Source organism: Pseudaestuariivita sp. (assembly GCF_052825805.1).
Genome location: NZ_JBRBVB010000009.1, coordinates 24,087 through 38,056, shown reverse-complemented (window position 1 = coordinate 38,056; position 13,970 = coordinate 24,087). Strand labels below are relative to the sequence as shown.

The 13,970-nt window shown below is 67.5% G+C and carries 13 protein-coding genes; 9 read left to right on the top strand and 4 right to left on the bottom strand.

Annotation, left to right across the window (positions count from 1 at the left end):
• Positions 1–11: 11 nt before the first annotated feature.
• The 5 genes from ACU0B3_RS10710 to glmM all read left to right on the top strand — a co-directional run bounded on the left by ACU0B3_RS10710 (position 12) and on the right by glmM (position 6,739).
• Positions 12–2,546, top strand: coding sequence for a putative PEP-binding protein (locus ACU0B3_RS10710; RefSeq protein WP_446260847.1), 2,535 nt, complete (start codon positions 12–14; stop codon positions 2,544–2,546).
• Positions 2,547–2,693: 147 nt separating this feature from the next.
• A complete protein-coding gene (locus ACU0B3_RS10705) occupies positions 2,694–3,332 on the top strand; it encodes a cell wall hydrolase (RefSeq protein WP_446260846.1) in 639 nt (212 codons plus the stop codon).
• 101 nt (positions 3,333–3,433) lie between these two features.
• The gene (locus tag ACU0B3_RS10700; protein ID WP_446260845.1) at positions 3,434–4,357 is read left to right on the top strand and encodes a dihydroneopterin aldolase; all 924 of its coding nucleotides are present in this window, start codon (positions 3,434–3,436) and stop codon (positions 4,355–4,357) included.
• Between the two features lie 5 nt (positions 4,358–4,362).
• Positions 4,363–5,406: a dihydropteroate synthase gene (gene folP, locus ACU0B3_RS10695; protein ID WP_446260844.1), complete on the top strand. Its 1,044-nt coding sequence runs from the start codon at positions 4,363–4,365 to the stop codon at positions 5,404–5,406.
• The gene (gene glmM, locus ACU0B3_RS10690) at positions 5,396–6,739 is read left to right on the top strand and encodes a phosphoglucosamine mutase (protein ID WP_446260843.1); all 1,344 of its coding nucleotides are present in this window, start codon (positions 5,396–5,398) and stop codon (positions 6,737–6,739) included. Before folP ends, glmM begins: the two co-directional genes overlap by 11 nt.
• A 169-nt stretch (positions 6,740–6,908) precedes the next feature.
• On the opposite strand, the gene ACU0B3_RS10685 is transcribed toward glmM, so the two are convergent.
• Positions 6,909–7,838: a DMT family transporter gene (locus tag ACU0B3_RS10685; RefSeq protein WP_446260842.1), complete on the bottom strand. Its 930-nt coding sequence runs from the start codon at positions 7,836–7,838 to the stop codon at positions 6,909–6,911.
• Between the two features lie 72 nt (positions 7,839–7,910).
• On the opposite strand from ACU0B3_RS10685, the gene ACU0B3_RS10680 reads away from it, so the two are divergent.
• Positions 7,911–8,081, top strand: coding sequence for a hypothetical protein (locus tag ACU0B3_RS10680; RefSeq protein WP_446260841.1), 171 nt, complete (start codon positions 7,911–7,913; stop codon positions 8,079–8,081).
• Positions 8,082–8,126: 45 nt separating this feature from the next.
• Here the strand turns inward: ACU0B3_RS10680 and ilvC are convergent, their stop codons facing one another.
• The gene (gene ilvC, locus ACU0B3_RS10675) at positions 8,127–9,149 is read right to left on the bottom strand and encodes a ketol-acid reductoisomerase (protein ID WP_446260840.1); all 1,023 of its coding nucleotides are present in this window, start codon (positions 9,147–9,149) and stop codon (positions 8,127–8,129) included.
• Between the two features lie 128 nt (positions 9,150–9,277).
• Here ilvC and ACU0B3_RS10670 point away from each other — a divergent pair, with 128 nt between their 5' ends.
• Positions 9,278–9,733, top strand: coding sequence for an Lrp/AsnC family transcriptional regulator (locus ACU0B3_RS10670; RefSeq protein WP_446260991.1), 456 nt, complete (start codon positions 9,278–9,280; stop codon positions 9,731–9,733).
• Positions 9,730–10,188, top strand: a complete 459-nt coding sequence (locus tag ACU0B3_RS10665) for an Lrp/AsnC family transcriptional regulator (RefSeq protein WP_446260839.1) — start codon at positions 9,730–9,732, stop codon at positions 10,186–10,188. The genes ACU0B3_RS10670 and ACU0B3_RS10665 overlap by 4 nt, the downstream gene beginning before the upstream one ends.
• On the opposite strand, the gene ACU0B3_RS10660 is transcribed toward ACU0B3_RS10665, so the two are convergent.
• Positions 10,189–11,304 carry a hypothetical protein gene (locus tag ACU0B3_RS10660; protein ID WP_446260838.1) on the bottom strand — a complete coding sequence of 372 codons (1,116 nt, stop codon included), beginning with the start codon at positions 11,302–11,304 and terminating at the stop codon, positions 10,189–10,191.
• 152 nt (positions 11,305–11,456) lie between these two features.
• Here ACU0B3_RS10660 and ACU0B3_RS10655 point away from each other — a divergent pair, with 152 nt between their 5' ends.
• Positions 11,457–12,581 (top strand): aminotransferase class V-fold PLP-dependent enzyme, encoded by a 1,125-nt coding sequence (locus ACU0B3_RS10655; protein WP_446260837.1) that lies wholly within the window; start codon positions 11,457–11,459, stop codon positions 12,579–12,581.
• 181 nt (positions 12,582–12,762) lie between these two features.
• On the opposite strand, the gene ACU0B3_RS10650 is transcribed toward ACU0B3_RS10655, so the two are convergent.
• Entirely contained in the window at positions 12,763–13,959 is a 1,197-nt protein-coding gene (locus ACU0B3_RS10650) for an FAD-dependent monooxygenase (protein WP_446260836.1), read from the bottom strand.
• Positions 13,960–13,970 lie beyond the last annotated feature (11 nt).

The following is a 13,970-nucleotide window of genomic DNA, read 5'->3' as shown; positions in this document are numbered from 1 at the left end:
AGGATGCGCTGATGCCTCAGGCCCCGTCTATCACGCTGGTGACCCCGACCGCCCCGATTGCGACGGCGACGCATGGCGGGCGGGCCAAGTGTCTGCAGCGGCTGGTGCGGCTCGAGTTGCCGGTGCCGACGACGGTTGCGCTCAGCTTTGACACGGTGCTTGGGATCGCAAACGGGGTGATGCCGGACCCTTCGGTGATCCTGTCGCAGTTTGAGCCGGGCGCGCTTTTGTGCGTGCGTCCGTCGTCCGAAGATCCCGATTGGGGCGGTCCGGGCGCGATCCTCAACGTCGGTATGACCGAGGAAAAGCACGCGCAGCTGGCAGAGACGTTTGGCGCCGAGACCGCGGCGCGCATGTACCTGCGATTTGTGCAAACCTACGCGGTGCACGTCGCGCGGCTCGACCCGGACATGTTCGAGGACGCCGAAAGCCCGCCGGCCGAGGCGCTCTATGATGCGCTCCGCGCATACGAGGACGAGTACGAGGAGCCTTTTCCGCAGGACCCCGGCACGCAGCTGATCGGCGTGTTGCGGTCGATGGCGCGGGCCTGGCAGGGCACGACGGCGCGGCTTTTGCGGCAGGCCAAGGGCGCGCCGGCGGACGCGGGGCTGGGCCTGATCGTGCAGCACATGGCGCAGTCGGCCGGGCCGGGCGACAGCGGCGCGGGGGTGATGCAGCTCGTGAATTCCGACACCGGCCTGCCGCAGATCACCGGGCGCTATGCGGGCCGGGCGCAGGGGCGCGAGGCGCTCAATGCGGGGGCGGACGTGCTCTATCTCGAGAAGGACCCGCGCGGTCCCTCGCTCGCAGAGCAGCTGCCGGACGCCTTTGACGCGCTCAAGCGCTATTCGGTGCTGATGCGCCAGCGCCTGCGCGAGGAGATGCAGTGCGAGTTCGCCATCGAAAACGGGCGGGTCGCGATCCTCGATGGCGTGCGGGTGCAGCGGTCGAACCGGGCAGCGGTGCGCATCGCGGTGCAGTTGGCCGAGGATGGCGTGATCGCGCGCGAGGAGGCGATCTGCCGCGTCGAGCCGCGCGCGCTGAGCGAGCTGTTGCACCGGCAGGTTGCGCCGAATGCGCCGCGTGATGTGCTGGGGCGCGGGGTCGCGGCAAGCCCGGGCGCGGCCTCTGGCGTCATCGTCTTTACCGCGGCGGCGGCGCAGGCGCGTGCGGCGCAGGGCGAGCCCTGTATCCTGGTGCGGCGGGAGACGTCGCCCGAGGACATCCGCGGCATGCACGCGGCGAGCGCGGTGTTGACCGAGCGGGGCGGGATGTCCTCACACGCCGCCGTCATCGGGCGCGGGCTTGGGTTGCCGTGCGTGGTGGGCGCCTCGAGCATCCGGTTCCAGACCCGGCGCCGGCAGCTGATTGCGCCCGACGGGCGGGTGATCCGCGAGGGCGACACGGTGACGCTCGACGGCTCGACCGGGGACGTGCTGGCAGGCGCGCCTAGGCTGATCGAGCCGGCGCTCGATGACGCGTTCCAGACGCTGCTCGGCTGGGCGGACGACGTTCGCGACGTGGCGGTGCGCGCCAACGCCGACACGCCGGAGGACGCCAAGACGGCCCGCGCCTTCAAGGCGGACGGGATTGGCCTCTGCCGGACCGAGCATATGTTCTTTGAGGACGACCGTCTGACGGTCATGCGCGAGATGATCTTTGCCGGGTCCTCCGAGGACCGGCGTGCCTCGCTCGAGCGGCTGCTGCCGATGCAGCGTGAGGATTTTACGCGCCTTTTCAAAATCATGGCGGGCAAGCCGGTCTGCATCCGTCTGCTCGACCCGCCGCTGCACGAGTTCCTGCCGAGCGACCGCGCCGGGCACCAGGCGCTGGCCGAGGCGCTGGATCTGCCGCTGTCGGACATCACCCGGCGCGTGGAGGCGCTCACCGAGTACAACCCGATGTTGGGGATGCGGGGTGTGCGGCTCGGGATCGCGGTGCCCGAGATCTACGAGATGCAGGCGCGCGCCATTTTCGAGGCGACGGCGGCGGCCAACGTGGGCGCGGCGGTTGTGCCTGAGATCATGATCCCACTCGTGACGGCCAAGCGCGAGGTGGAGCTCGTCAAGACGCGCATCGACGCGGTGGCCGCGGAGGTGCGCACGCGGATGGGCGTCGATTTCGACTACAGCCTCGGCGTGATGGTCGAAACGCCCCGCGCCGCGCTCCGCGCCGAGGAGATCGCGCAGCACTGCGCGTTCCTGTCCTTCGGCACGAATGACCTGACGCAGATGACCTACGGGCTCAGCCGCGACGACGCGGGGCGGTTCATGTCAGCCTACGTGCAGCAGGGTGTGTTCCCGGAGGATCCCTTCCACACGCTCGACCGCGACGGGGTCGGAGAGCTCTTGACGATGGCCGCCGAGCGCGGGCGCCGGGCGGCGCCGGACATCACGCTCTCGATCTGCGGAGAGCACGGCGGCTCGCCCGAATCGATTGCCTTCGCGCGGGACGCGGGGTTCCACTACGTCTCCTGTTCGCCCTTCCGGGTGCCGGTCGCGCGACTGGCCGCGGCGCAGTTGGCTGTTACCCCCAACATTCGGTAGTTATCCACAGCTCCGCCGCGACATTTTGCGTTTTTTCGCGCTTGCGCTAAGGTGGCGGATATGCGCCCACCGCCTGCGTGGACTCAGGCTTGTCATTTGAGGTAAGGCCAGCGCCGGAACTGCTGAACGTTGAGGGAGCGTGCTGTCATGCGCCGTCAGATATTTGGGTTGATCGTCGGGTCTTTGCTGGCCACCGGGGCCATGGCGCAGGACGCGCTGCGCCAGATCGAGGCGCTTGTCTCGCTGGAGGCTGCCGCTCTGGCCGCTCAGCCCGACCGGGTGCTCAAGGCGTTGATCAAGCCGCGCAAGCGGCCCGAGGGCCTTTTGGCCGACACCGGACGCACATCGGTGCGCTACACGGCCGACTGGCTGGCCGCGCAGCCGCGCGCCACGGGCGGCGCCGAGTGGAAGTGCCTGACGGAAGCGCTCTACTTCGAGGCGCGTGGCGAGACGCTCAAGGGGCAGTTCGCCGTGGCCGAAGTGATCGCCAACCGCGTCGACAGCGGCCGGTTCCCCGACAGCTTTTGCGGCGTGATCAACCAGGGCACCGGGCGCAAGTACGCCTGCCAGTTCACCTACACCTGCGACGGCCTGCCCGAGACGATCGCCGAGCCGCGCGCCTACCAACGCGTCGGCAAGGTGGCGCGCGCGATCCTCGACGGCGCGAGGCGCCCGCTCACCGAGGGTGCCACGTTCTACCACACCACCGCCGTGCGCCCCAGCTGGTCGCGCGTCTTTGACCGGACCACCCGGATCGGCGTGCACGTCTTTTACCGCCGCGGCTGATCCCCGCTGACCTTTCCGCGCGCCGGCGGTTTTTGCGTGCGTTTCGCCTCCGTTCGGCCTAACCCGTGAGCCAAGTGCAAGTGGGATAGGGGCATAGCGGCATGAGCCAGGACATCACGCACGCCTTCGATCATCCGGTGGCGCGGGCGCGGGCGACGACGGGCGCGGCGATGCCGGACCGCATCTCGCTGCGCGATCACACTGTCGAGGTCGAGATCGGCGCCTTTCAGGCCGAGCGTGGCACCACCCAGCGCATCTGCTTCAACGTCGTCGTCGAGGTCGCCGCGCGCGACGTGACCGAGACGGACGATGTGGACACCATCCTCAGCTATGACCGCGTGACCGAGGCGATTGCCGCCGAGCTGGCCGCCGAGCGGCTGAACCTCCTCGAAACCCTGGCCGAGCGTGTGGCCGAGCGCATCCTGATCGAGCCGCAGGCGCTGCGCGTCTTTGTGCGGATCGAAAAGCTCGACCGGGGTCCCGGCGCGCTCGGGGTCGAGATCGTGCGCGCTGCGGCGCAAGTCACCCCCGTCGCGGTGGAGCCAGACCCGGTTGCGCCCCATGTCGTCTTCCTCGGCAATACCGGGTTCGGGTCCGGGGTGGTGGACTGGCTCGACACGGTCGATCCCGAAGTGACGCCGCTGGTGCTTTGTGTTGGGGCGCCCGAAGCGCCGCCGCCCACCACGGATCACAAGATGGTTCAGCGGCGGATCAACCTCCTCGCGATCGAGCAGAATGCCTGGATGCTCGCCGCCCATGACGACCGCTGCGTTGTGGTCGGGACCCGGACCGAGCTCGACTGGGCGATGAAGAACGGCCAGATCTGCGTCTGGGCGCCCTCCAAGATGGTGCTCGACGCCGTGGACGGCCCGGTCAGCCACGCGCCCGAAGTCCTCGCGCTTTGGCTTGCCGAAACGCTTGGCGATGCGCGGGTCAGCTTTGTGGCGACAGACGGCGCGCTGCCTGCCGAGGCGCAGCCCGCGGGCAAGCCGGCGTATGTCTCCCGGCTCGCGGACCTGGGCTGACGGCGATGTACGTCCGCCCTCTTGTGCAATCGGGCCCGCACCGGCCCCCGGAGGCCCTGACGCTTGCCGGCGGACGTCAGTGGTTTACCGAGGCGCTGGTGCTGAGCCGGACGGAGCCGCCCCGGCGCATCGCCGCCGAGAATATACCCCAACCGCAGCGGGCGCGCCTGACGACGGCGCGGGTGCCGATCATGGGGCTCGACATGTCCCGACCAAACGTCATGGGTATCCTCAACGTCACGCCGGACAGCTTTTCCGACGGCGGTCTGCACTCCGCCCCCGCCCGCGCGGCTGCCGCGGCGGTCAAGATGGCAACCGAAGGCGCTGACCTTCTGGACATCGGCGGCGAATCCACGCGTCCCGGCGCCGCGCCCGTGCCGTTCGAGGCGGAGATCGCCCGGATCGAGCCGGTCCTGCGCGCCCTCCGGCACCGCAGCGACATCCCCGTCTCCATCGACACGCGCAAGGCCAGCGTGGCCGAAGTGGCCACCACCCTTGGCGCGGGCATGATCAACGACGTGTCGGGCTTTACCTTCGATGCAGCCCTCGCGCCGCTTGCGGTCGCGCGCGGCGTGCAGGTCTGCGTGATGCACGCGCAAGGCGATCCGCAGACCATGCAAGAGAACCCGCGCTATGACGATGTTCTGCTCGACGTCTACGACTTCCTCGAAGTGCAGATCGCATACCTCGAAGGGCTTGGCCTGACGCGCGGCGACATCGTCGTCGATCCCGGCATCGGATTCGGCAAGACGCAGGCGCACAACCTCGCGCTGCTCGAGGGGCTCGCGCTCTTTCACGCGCTGGGGTGCTGCGTTCTGGTCGGCGCCTCGCGCAAGGGGTTCATCGGGCGGATCAGCGGCACGCCAGAGGCGTCCCAGCGGCTGGGAGGCTCGGTCGCGGTGGCGCTTGCCGCGGCGGCGCAGGGCGCGCAGCTGCTGCGTGTACACGACGTCAAGGACACCGCCCAGGCGCTCAAGTTGTGGCAAGCGGTGACGATGGGCGCGGAAGGCGACACCAACAAGACAGGCGAGGCAGACCATGGCGCGTGAACTTTTTGGCACCGACGGCGTGCGCGGCACCGCCAACCAGCACCCGATGACCGCCGAGATGGCGCTGCGCATCGGCGCGGCGGTCGGGCGCTACTTTCGCCGCGACACCAGCGTCGCGCACCGGGTGGTGATCGGCAAGGACACACGCCTGTCGGGCTACATGTTCGAGAACGCGCTGACCGCGGGCCTGACCTCGACCGGCATGAACGTGCTGCTGCTGGGGCCCGTGCCGACCCCGGCGGTGGGGCTTTTGACGACCTCGATGCGGGCTGATCTGGGGATCATGATCTCTGCCAGCCACAACCCCGCCGAAGACAATGGCATCAAGTTCTTTGGCCCCGACGGGTTCAAGCTCTCGGACGAAGCCGAGGCCGAGATCGAGGCGCTGATCGCCGAAGGCGTCTCGCCCGTGGACGCCGGCGCGATCGGCCGCGCACGGCGGATCGACGACGGGCTTTTCCGTTACATCGAGCGGGTCAAGGGCACGTTCCCCTACGGCCAGCGCCTCGACGGGATCAAGGTGGTGATCGACTGCGCCAACGGCGCGGCCTACAAGGCGGCGCCCGAAGTGCTGTGGGAGCTGGGCGCGGAGGTCATCCCGGTGGGGGTGTCTCCAGATGGCGTCAACATCAACGCCAATTGCGGCTCGACCAAGCCTCAGCGCGCTGCCGAGGCCGTGGTCGCTCATGGCGCGGATGTCGGGATTTGCCTCGACGGCGACGCGGACCGGGTGCTGATCCTCGACGCGCAGGGGCAGGTAGCCGATGGCGATCAGATCATGGCGCTGCTTGCCGCCCGCTGGGCGGAGGAAGATCGGCTGCGTCACGGCACTCTGGTTGCCACGGTGATGTCGAACCTCGGGCTCGAGCGGTTCATGGCCGCGCGCGGGTTGGCCTTGCATCGCACCGGCGTCGGCGACAGGTATGTCGTCGCGGCGATGCGGGAGCACGGCTTCAACCTCGGCGGCGAGCAGTCGGGCCATATCGTGATGACCGACCACGCCACGACCGGTGATGGGCTGATGGCCGGGCTGCAGGTGCTGGCGGAGATGGGGCGCACGGGCAAACCGGCCTCGGAGCTGGTGCAGCAGTTCGAGGCGGTGCCGCAGCTTTTGAAGAACGTGCGCTACGGCGTGGGTCAGACGCCGCTCGAGACATCTGGCGTGCAGAACGCCATCGCCGCCTCGGAGGCGCAGCTGGCAGGGCAGGGGCGTCTTTTGATCCGCAAGTCGGGGACCGAGCCTTTGATCCGCGTGATGGCGGAGTGCGAGAACAGCCAGACGCTTGAAGAGGCTGTTGACCGTGTGGTGGATGCGGTAGAGGCGGCGGTTTAGGTAAACGAAACGGATGTGCACGCGCCGTCACGGGGGTGGCGCAATCGCGCCGCCCGTTTTGCCGAAGGCAAACCTTCGGTTTGACGGGGGCGGGTCGGCGCGGCCTGACGGTTCCCGTCAGGCGGGTGCTTTGATTTAAGCGATTGCGACTTAGCTGAAGGTGCTGGCCCTACCGCCCCACCAACTTCGCCAACGTCTCCCGCTGGCTCAGCGCCATGCCCGCAAGGATCAACAGCAGCGCCAGCAGCAACGATGAGGGCAAAGGCTCGCTCAGCACCGCCCAGCCGAGCAGCACCGACCAGAGCGGCACGAGGTAATTGACCAGCGACATGAAGACCGGCCCGGCGCTGCGCACCAGCACCACGCGCAACACGTTGGCAAAGGCCGTCGGCACGAGGCCGAGGTAGAGCACCCACCAGAGCGAGGCGCCCTGCGGCATCGGCGGGGTGCCCTCCATCATATAGGCGAGCGGGACCGAGACCGTGGCTCCGATCATCAACAAAACGCCCGCCAGAACCACCGGGTCCACGGGCGGCAGGCGGCGCATCAGCACCGAGCTGAGCGCATAACAACCCGCAGCACCGAGACAGGCGAGGCGGCCATAGGGCTCGAGCGCGGCACCGGTGGTGTCGAACGCCTGCGCGCCGATCAGGATGCAGACCCCGACAAAGCCGATCACGAAGCCCAGCGTCTTGCCCGCCGTCATCCGCTCGGACGCGACCAGCACATGCGCAAGCGGCAGCACAAAGAGCGCGACGGCGGCCATGCTCACGCCGGCAAAACCGGAGGTCGTGTATTGTTGCCCCCAGCAAAGAAGGCCAAAGGGGATCGCCGAGCTGAGCAGACCGACGGTCCAGAGCGCCCCCCATGGACGGGGGCTGTCATCGAGAAAGAGCGGCGCGCGGCGCCAGAGGATGATCAGCCCCATCACGAGCGAGCCCAGGAGGATGCGGCTCGCGGCCAGCCAAAAGGGCGGCACACCCTCGAGCCCCATCTCCATCGCCAGAAAAGCGCCGCCCCAAGTGAGGCTGAGCACGCCGATGAGGGCAAAGGAGGTCGCGGTGATCTGCGGGGCTTGCACTGCGGCGGAGGGTCTCATGCGGGATGGCGTCGGAACGGAACGCAGGCCGGAGCCGTTGGGCGGCCAAGTTCACGCATAAGGAGACGACCCATGGATGTTCCATTCATTGTGCCAATCCTGGCGCTCATCACCATTCTCGGCTTTCTGATCTTTGCCCTCAAGGGCAAGTCCGACGTCGCCGCGCGCAAAGACGATGCAAGCGCGCCCAAATCGACGCTGGCCAAGGACAAATCGTCCTCCGGGACCCCGGCAGACGTCTGAGTTTGAGGTAGGGTGGGCAAGTTGCCCACCCTACGCATCCCGCGCTTAGTTGCGGGCCTTGTCGACCATCTTGCCGTCGGAGATCCACGGCATCATGGCACGGAGCTTTTCGCCGACCTCTTCGATCTGGTGGGCGTCGTTCATGCGGCGCGTGCCTTTGAAGGACGGCTGACCCACCTGATTTTCGGCCATGAAGTCACGCACGAACTTGCCGGTCTGGATGTCGCGCAGGATCGCCTTCATCTCGGCCTTGGTCTGGTCGTAGGGCAGGACCCGCGGGCCGGAGACGTATTCGCCATACTCGGCCGTGTTCGAGATCGAGTAGTTCATGTTGGCGATGCCGCCCTCGTAGATCAGGTCCACGATCAGCTTCACCTCGTGCAGGCACTCGAAATAGGCCATCTCGGGCGCGTAGCCTGCCTCGACCAGCGTTTCAAAGCCCATGCGGATCAACTCGACGAGGCCGCCGCAGAGCACAGCCTGCTCGCCAAAGAGGTCGGTTTCGCACTCTTCGCGGAAGTTCGTCTCGATGATGCCGGAGCGGCCGCCACCGATGGCCGAGCAGTAGCTGAGGCCGATCTCGAGCGCGCGGCCTGAGGCGTTGTTGTTGACCGCCACAAGGCAGGGCACGCCGCCGCCTTTGGTGTATTCGCCGCGCACGGTGTGGCCGGGGCCTTTGGGGGCCATCATGATGACGTCGACGCCGGGTTTGGGCTCAATGAGGCCGAAGTGCACGTTGAGGCCGTGGGCAAAGGCGATGGCCGCGCCGTCCCTGAGGTTGTCGTGCACGTATTTCTTGTACGTCTCGGCCTGCAGCTCGTCGGGCATGGTGAACATGATCAGGTCGGCCCAGGCAGCCGCTTCCGCGATGCCCATCGTCTTGAGCCCTTCGCCCTCGGCTTTCGCGATGGAGGCCGAACCTTCGCGCAGGGCGACGACGACGTTCTTGGCGCCGCTGTCGCGCAGGTTGAGGGCGTGGGCGTGGCCTTGGGAGCCGTAGCCGAGGATCGCGACCTTCATGTCCTTGATCAGGTTCACGTCGCAATCGCGGTCGTAGTAAACGCGCATCTCTGTCTCTCCTACTGAATGCTGGGCGCTTTATCGTCGGCGCGGCGTGGATTGTCTTTGCAGGGATTTTAGGTATTTGGGAAACCGAAGAAGAGTTATTCGTGGTTTTCGGAATGGCTGAGGAAATCATTCTTGACGACATGGATCGGCGGCTCTTGCGCTATTACCAGTCGGACCCGGCGGCGTCAGCGGCGGAGCTGGCGGAGCGCGCGGGCCTGTCGGGCGCTGCGGGCTGGCGCAGGCTCGAGCGGATGCGGGAGGCGGGTGTCGTGCGCGGCGTGCGCGCGGTCATCGACTGGGCCGCGCTGGGCTATGCGGTCGAGGTCAGCCTCAGGATCACGCTCGACAAGGGCGAGGTGCGGGCATTCGACGCCTTCCTGGCCGCCGCCCGCGGCATCCCTGAGGTCATCGAACTGCAGACGTTCCTGGGGCGCGTCGACGTGCGGCTCTCGGTGCTGGCGCGGGACATGGCGCATTACGAGGCGATTTACCGCGACCGGATCCTCGCGCTGCCGCATATCGCGGACATCGAGGCGTTGATGCTAGTCAAGCGGCTTTACCACGAGGAGGCGTTGCCGCTGTGATCGCGCTCGATGATCTGGATCGCAAGGTGCTGCGCGCGCTGAGCGAGGATGCGACGCAGTCGGCCAGCGCGCTGGGCCGCAGGTTCGGCCTGAGCCAGCCGGCGATGTGGAAGCGGATCCGGCGGCTCGAGGAGGCCGGCGTGATCGCGGGGCGGCGGTTGGAGCTCGATGCCGAGCGGTTGGGGTTCGGCGTGACCGTTTTTCTGGGCGTCAAGCTGGGCACCAAGGGCCGCGTGAGCCTTGAGGATTTCGAGCGCGCCGTGACGGCGATCCCCGAAGTGCAGACGGTCGAGCACGTTCTAGGGCTGTACGACTACCGGCTGCGCGTGGTGGCGCGAGACCTGAGCGATTTCGAGCGGGTGCTGCGCCGGCGGATCATGACGCTGCCGGGGGTCGGTTCGGTGGAGGCGAATGTCTTGCTCAGCGAGGAGCGGCGGCCGGGGCCGCTGGGCTGATCAGCCCCAATCGGCGGTCTGCAGCGACATCAGGAAGTCACGCGGCGCGCCTTCGTGCAGGGTCTCCTGCGCGTCTGCTATGAGGTCCGGCAGCGCCTCTTGCGCGGCCTCGACGAACGACAGCGGAGCGGTCTCAAGCATCTCGTCGAGGTCCTCGAAAAACGCCTCGCGCCCGGAGACGAACGACAGGTAGTTGTGGATCTCGTGGAACTGCGCGGCGAGGTGTTGGCGCGCGACGTCTCCCAGCATTTCCACCGAGGCGGCATCGGGCAGGTTGATGCGGCTTTGCGCCTGCTCGAGCCAATTGCGCAGTTGCGCGCCGTCGCTTTTCTTCAGGCTGTTGTTGGCGAGCCGGGCGATCTCGAACACCGCCGGATGAAGGCCGATGTTGCGGTTCTCGGTCGGCTCGAGCGTGTCTGGAAAGTCGAGACCGGAGGCCCAGCCGAAGTACTCGATCGCGCCGCCCATGGCGACGACCTCGGAATAGGGGCGCACATCTAGCGTCAGTTCGGGAAAGGTCTCGATCCAGGGCGCGAGCGCCGCGGCGTAGTTGAAATGCACCGAGTGGACGTAATCCTCCATATCGGTGTCCCAGAGGCGCGGGACCTCGATCCCGAACCGCAACATCTGCGTTTGCCAGGCGGTGATCGCCTGGTCGGGCCGGCGGATCGTGCAGAGGACGGTGGTGTTCTTGGGACCGAACCGCGTGCGGAACCGCTCGAGCGAGTTGGGCGCAAAAAGCGACAGCCGCGCGAGGTCTTCGGAGGCGAAGACCAGTGCGTCGGGCGAGAGCGTGCGGATCATCTGCGTGACCAGCTCGAGCGCGACAAACCCGGCGGGCATCGGGCCGTGTACGGATGGAAATTCAAAGTCCTGACGGGATTCCGAGAGGATCCGGTAGGCGAGCGCGTTGTGCGCCATGTACTCGTTCAGCTCGGCCTTGGACGGGTCCGCGAGACGGCCTGTGCCGGCGGCGAGCATGCGCGCAACGCCTTTCGGCTCGACCGGCGGGTAGAGGATCCCGGCCTCGGCGAGCGCCCACTGGTTGTGCATCAAGAACCACTGGAGCGAGGTCGATCCGGTCTTGTGAAGGCCGATGGAGTAAACTTTTTTCATCATGCTGCTCGCGCGCGATCTCTTTGCGACGTTTTGGCCGAGCGGGGCGCGCGGTGCAAGCGCCGTTGCACTTGCGAGGCGGGCGCGTGGCGGGTACGCCCTTGGACCTTGATGGGAGCGGGCAGATGCGCCCGGCAGATGGAGGACAAAACATGAAGGATATCGTTTCGGTCGACCCCGAGGGGCTGGAGGAGTTCTCGGTGGTGTTCACCGACCGCTCGCTCAACCACATGTCGCAGGTCTTTCAGGGCGTGATGAACGACATCTCGTCGATGTTGAAGGAGGTCTATGCCGCCGATGCCGTCGCACTGGTGCCGGGTGGCGGGACCTACGGGATGGAGGCGGTCGCGCGGCAGTTTGCGCGCGGCAAGCGCGTGCTCGTGGTGCGCAACGGCTGGTTCTCCTACCGCTGGTCGCAGATCATCGAGACCGGCGGTTTGACCGCCGAGGCGATTGTGATGAAGGCGCGCCAGACCGGCAACGACACGCGTGCGCCCTTTGCGCCTGCGGACATCGACGCAGTGGTCGCGCGCATCCGTGCCGAGAAGCCGGACGTCGTCTTTGCCCCGCATGTGGAGACCTCTGCGGGGGTGATCCTGCCGGACGCCTATGTGACGGCACTCGCCGAGGCGGCGCATGAGGTCGGCGCGCTGATGGTGCTCGACTGTATCGCGTCGGGCTGCGCCTGGGTCGACATGAAGGCGACCGGCGTCGACGTGCTCATCTCCGCCCCGCAAAAGGGGTGGTCGGCCTCGCCGTCGGCGGGTCTGGTGATGATGTCGCAGCGCGCTGTGGACGTGCTCGAGACGACGCAATCGGACAGCTTTGCCGTCGATCTGCGCAAGTGGCACGACATCATGAAGACTTACGAGAAGGGCGGCCACGCCTACCATGCGACGATGCCGACGGACGCGCTGCGCGCCTTCCGCGACACGATGCTGGAGACGCGCGAATACGGGTTCGAGCGGCTGCGCGAGGCGCAGTGGCGGCTGGGCGACGCGGTGCGCGCCTGGCTCAAGGAACACGGCGTGCGGTCGGTTGCCGCCGATGGCTTTGGCGCGCCTGGCGTGGTGGTGAGCTACACGGCGGATGCGGAGATCCAGTCGGGGCGGGCTTTTGCCGCCGAGGGGATGCAGATCGCCGCGGGTGTGCCGTTGCAGTGTGGTGAGCCGGAGGACTTCAAGACGTTCCGCTTGGGGCTCTTTGGCCTCGACAAGCTTTATGACACCGATGTCACGCTCGCGCGGCTGACGCGGGTGCTCGATAAGGTGCTCTAAGGGAAATGAGAACCACCGCTCAAAACAGAGCGCCCGCCTGACAGGCTACTGTCAGGCCGCGCCGACCCGCCCCCGTCAAACCGTAGGTTTGCCTCCGGCAAAACGGGCGGCGCGATTGCGCCACCCCGCGGTACGGCGCGTGAACAGCTGTTTTTACACCATAAAGTGGTGGGCGCCCGCTCTAAGCACTCAGCTTCTTCGTCCCCAAACCCAGCTGCATGACCGTCTTACGCACCGGCGCGACGTCGTGCAGCGCGGTCATGGCGCCGGCGCGAAGCTGCTGGACCGTGGGCTGACCGGCCATCGACGCGCGGTTGAGCGCGATGATCCCGGCCACACGCGCCGCAATGTCCGTGTAGCGCGCCTTGTGGTAGCGCGTGAGCATGTCGGCGCCGCCCAGGTCCGCTGCCTCGCCCGCCAGGTCGCGCAGCATCGCAATATCCGTCAGCGACATGTTGAGGCCCTGCGCCCCGATCGGCGGGACCACATGCGCGGCTTCGGCCACAAGCGCGGTGCGGGGACCGTCTAGGCGGTCAGCCAGCTGCGCGATGATCGGCCAGATCGAGCGCTGCGAGGCCAGCTTCAAAGGGCCCTGCACGTAATGAGACCGCGCGGACATCCGCGCCTCGAACGCCTCGAGGTCCAGCGCATAATGCTCTTGCGCGGCGGGCCCATGGTCCATCCAGACAATTGCGGAGGCAGGCCGTCCGTCGCGGTCGGGCAGGGGGACCAGCGTGAAGGGACCGCCCGCCTGGTGGATCTCGGTCGAGACATTCTCGTGCGGGATCGGGTGGGTGACGGCAAACGCGAGCGCCTTTTGACCGAAGCGGTGCGTCTTGGCGCCGATGCCCACGGCGTTCCGCACTGGAGAGTTGCGCCCGTCGGCGCCGACCACCAGCTTGGCCAGGACTTGCCGTCCATCCGTCAGCTGCACTAGGGCCTCGGCGGAGCGGGCGAGCATCGAGGCGACCCCGACACCCGGCTCGAAGGTGAGGCGGGGCGTGTTCTCCACCTCCGCCACCAAAGCCTTGCGCATCAGCCAATTCGGCACGTTCCAGCCAAAAGGCGCCTCCGAGACGTCGGAGGCCACGAAGTCGCGCGTCTTGGCAGGCTCGGAGCCTGCATCCATCAGGCGCATCACCTCGAGCGGCGTCGCCTCGGCGTCCACATGCGCCCAGATGCCGGCGTCCTCGAGGAGCGCGCGCGCCGGTTGCAGGAACGCGGTGGAGCGCATGTCGGCGCCGGTCTCGTCTGCGTTGGTGATCGGGGCCACGGGGTCGACGCAGAGGACGTCGAACCCGGCCTTGGCCAGGGTGATGGCGGCCGCGAGCCCGGCGATCCCGCCGCCGGATACGAGGATGTCGGTGGTCTGTCTCATGGCCCTTACCT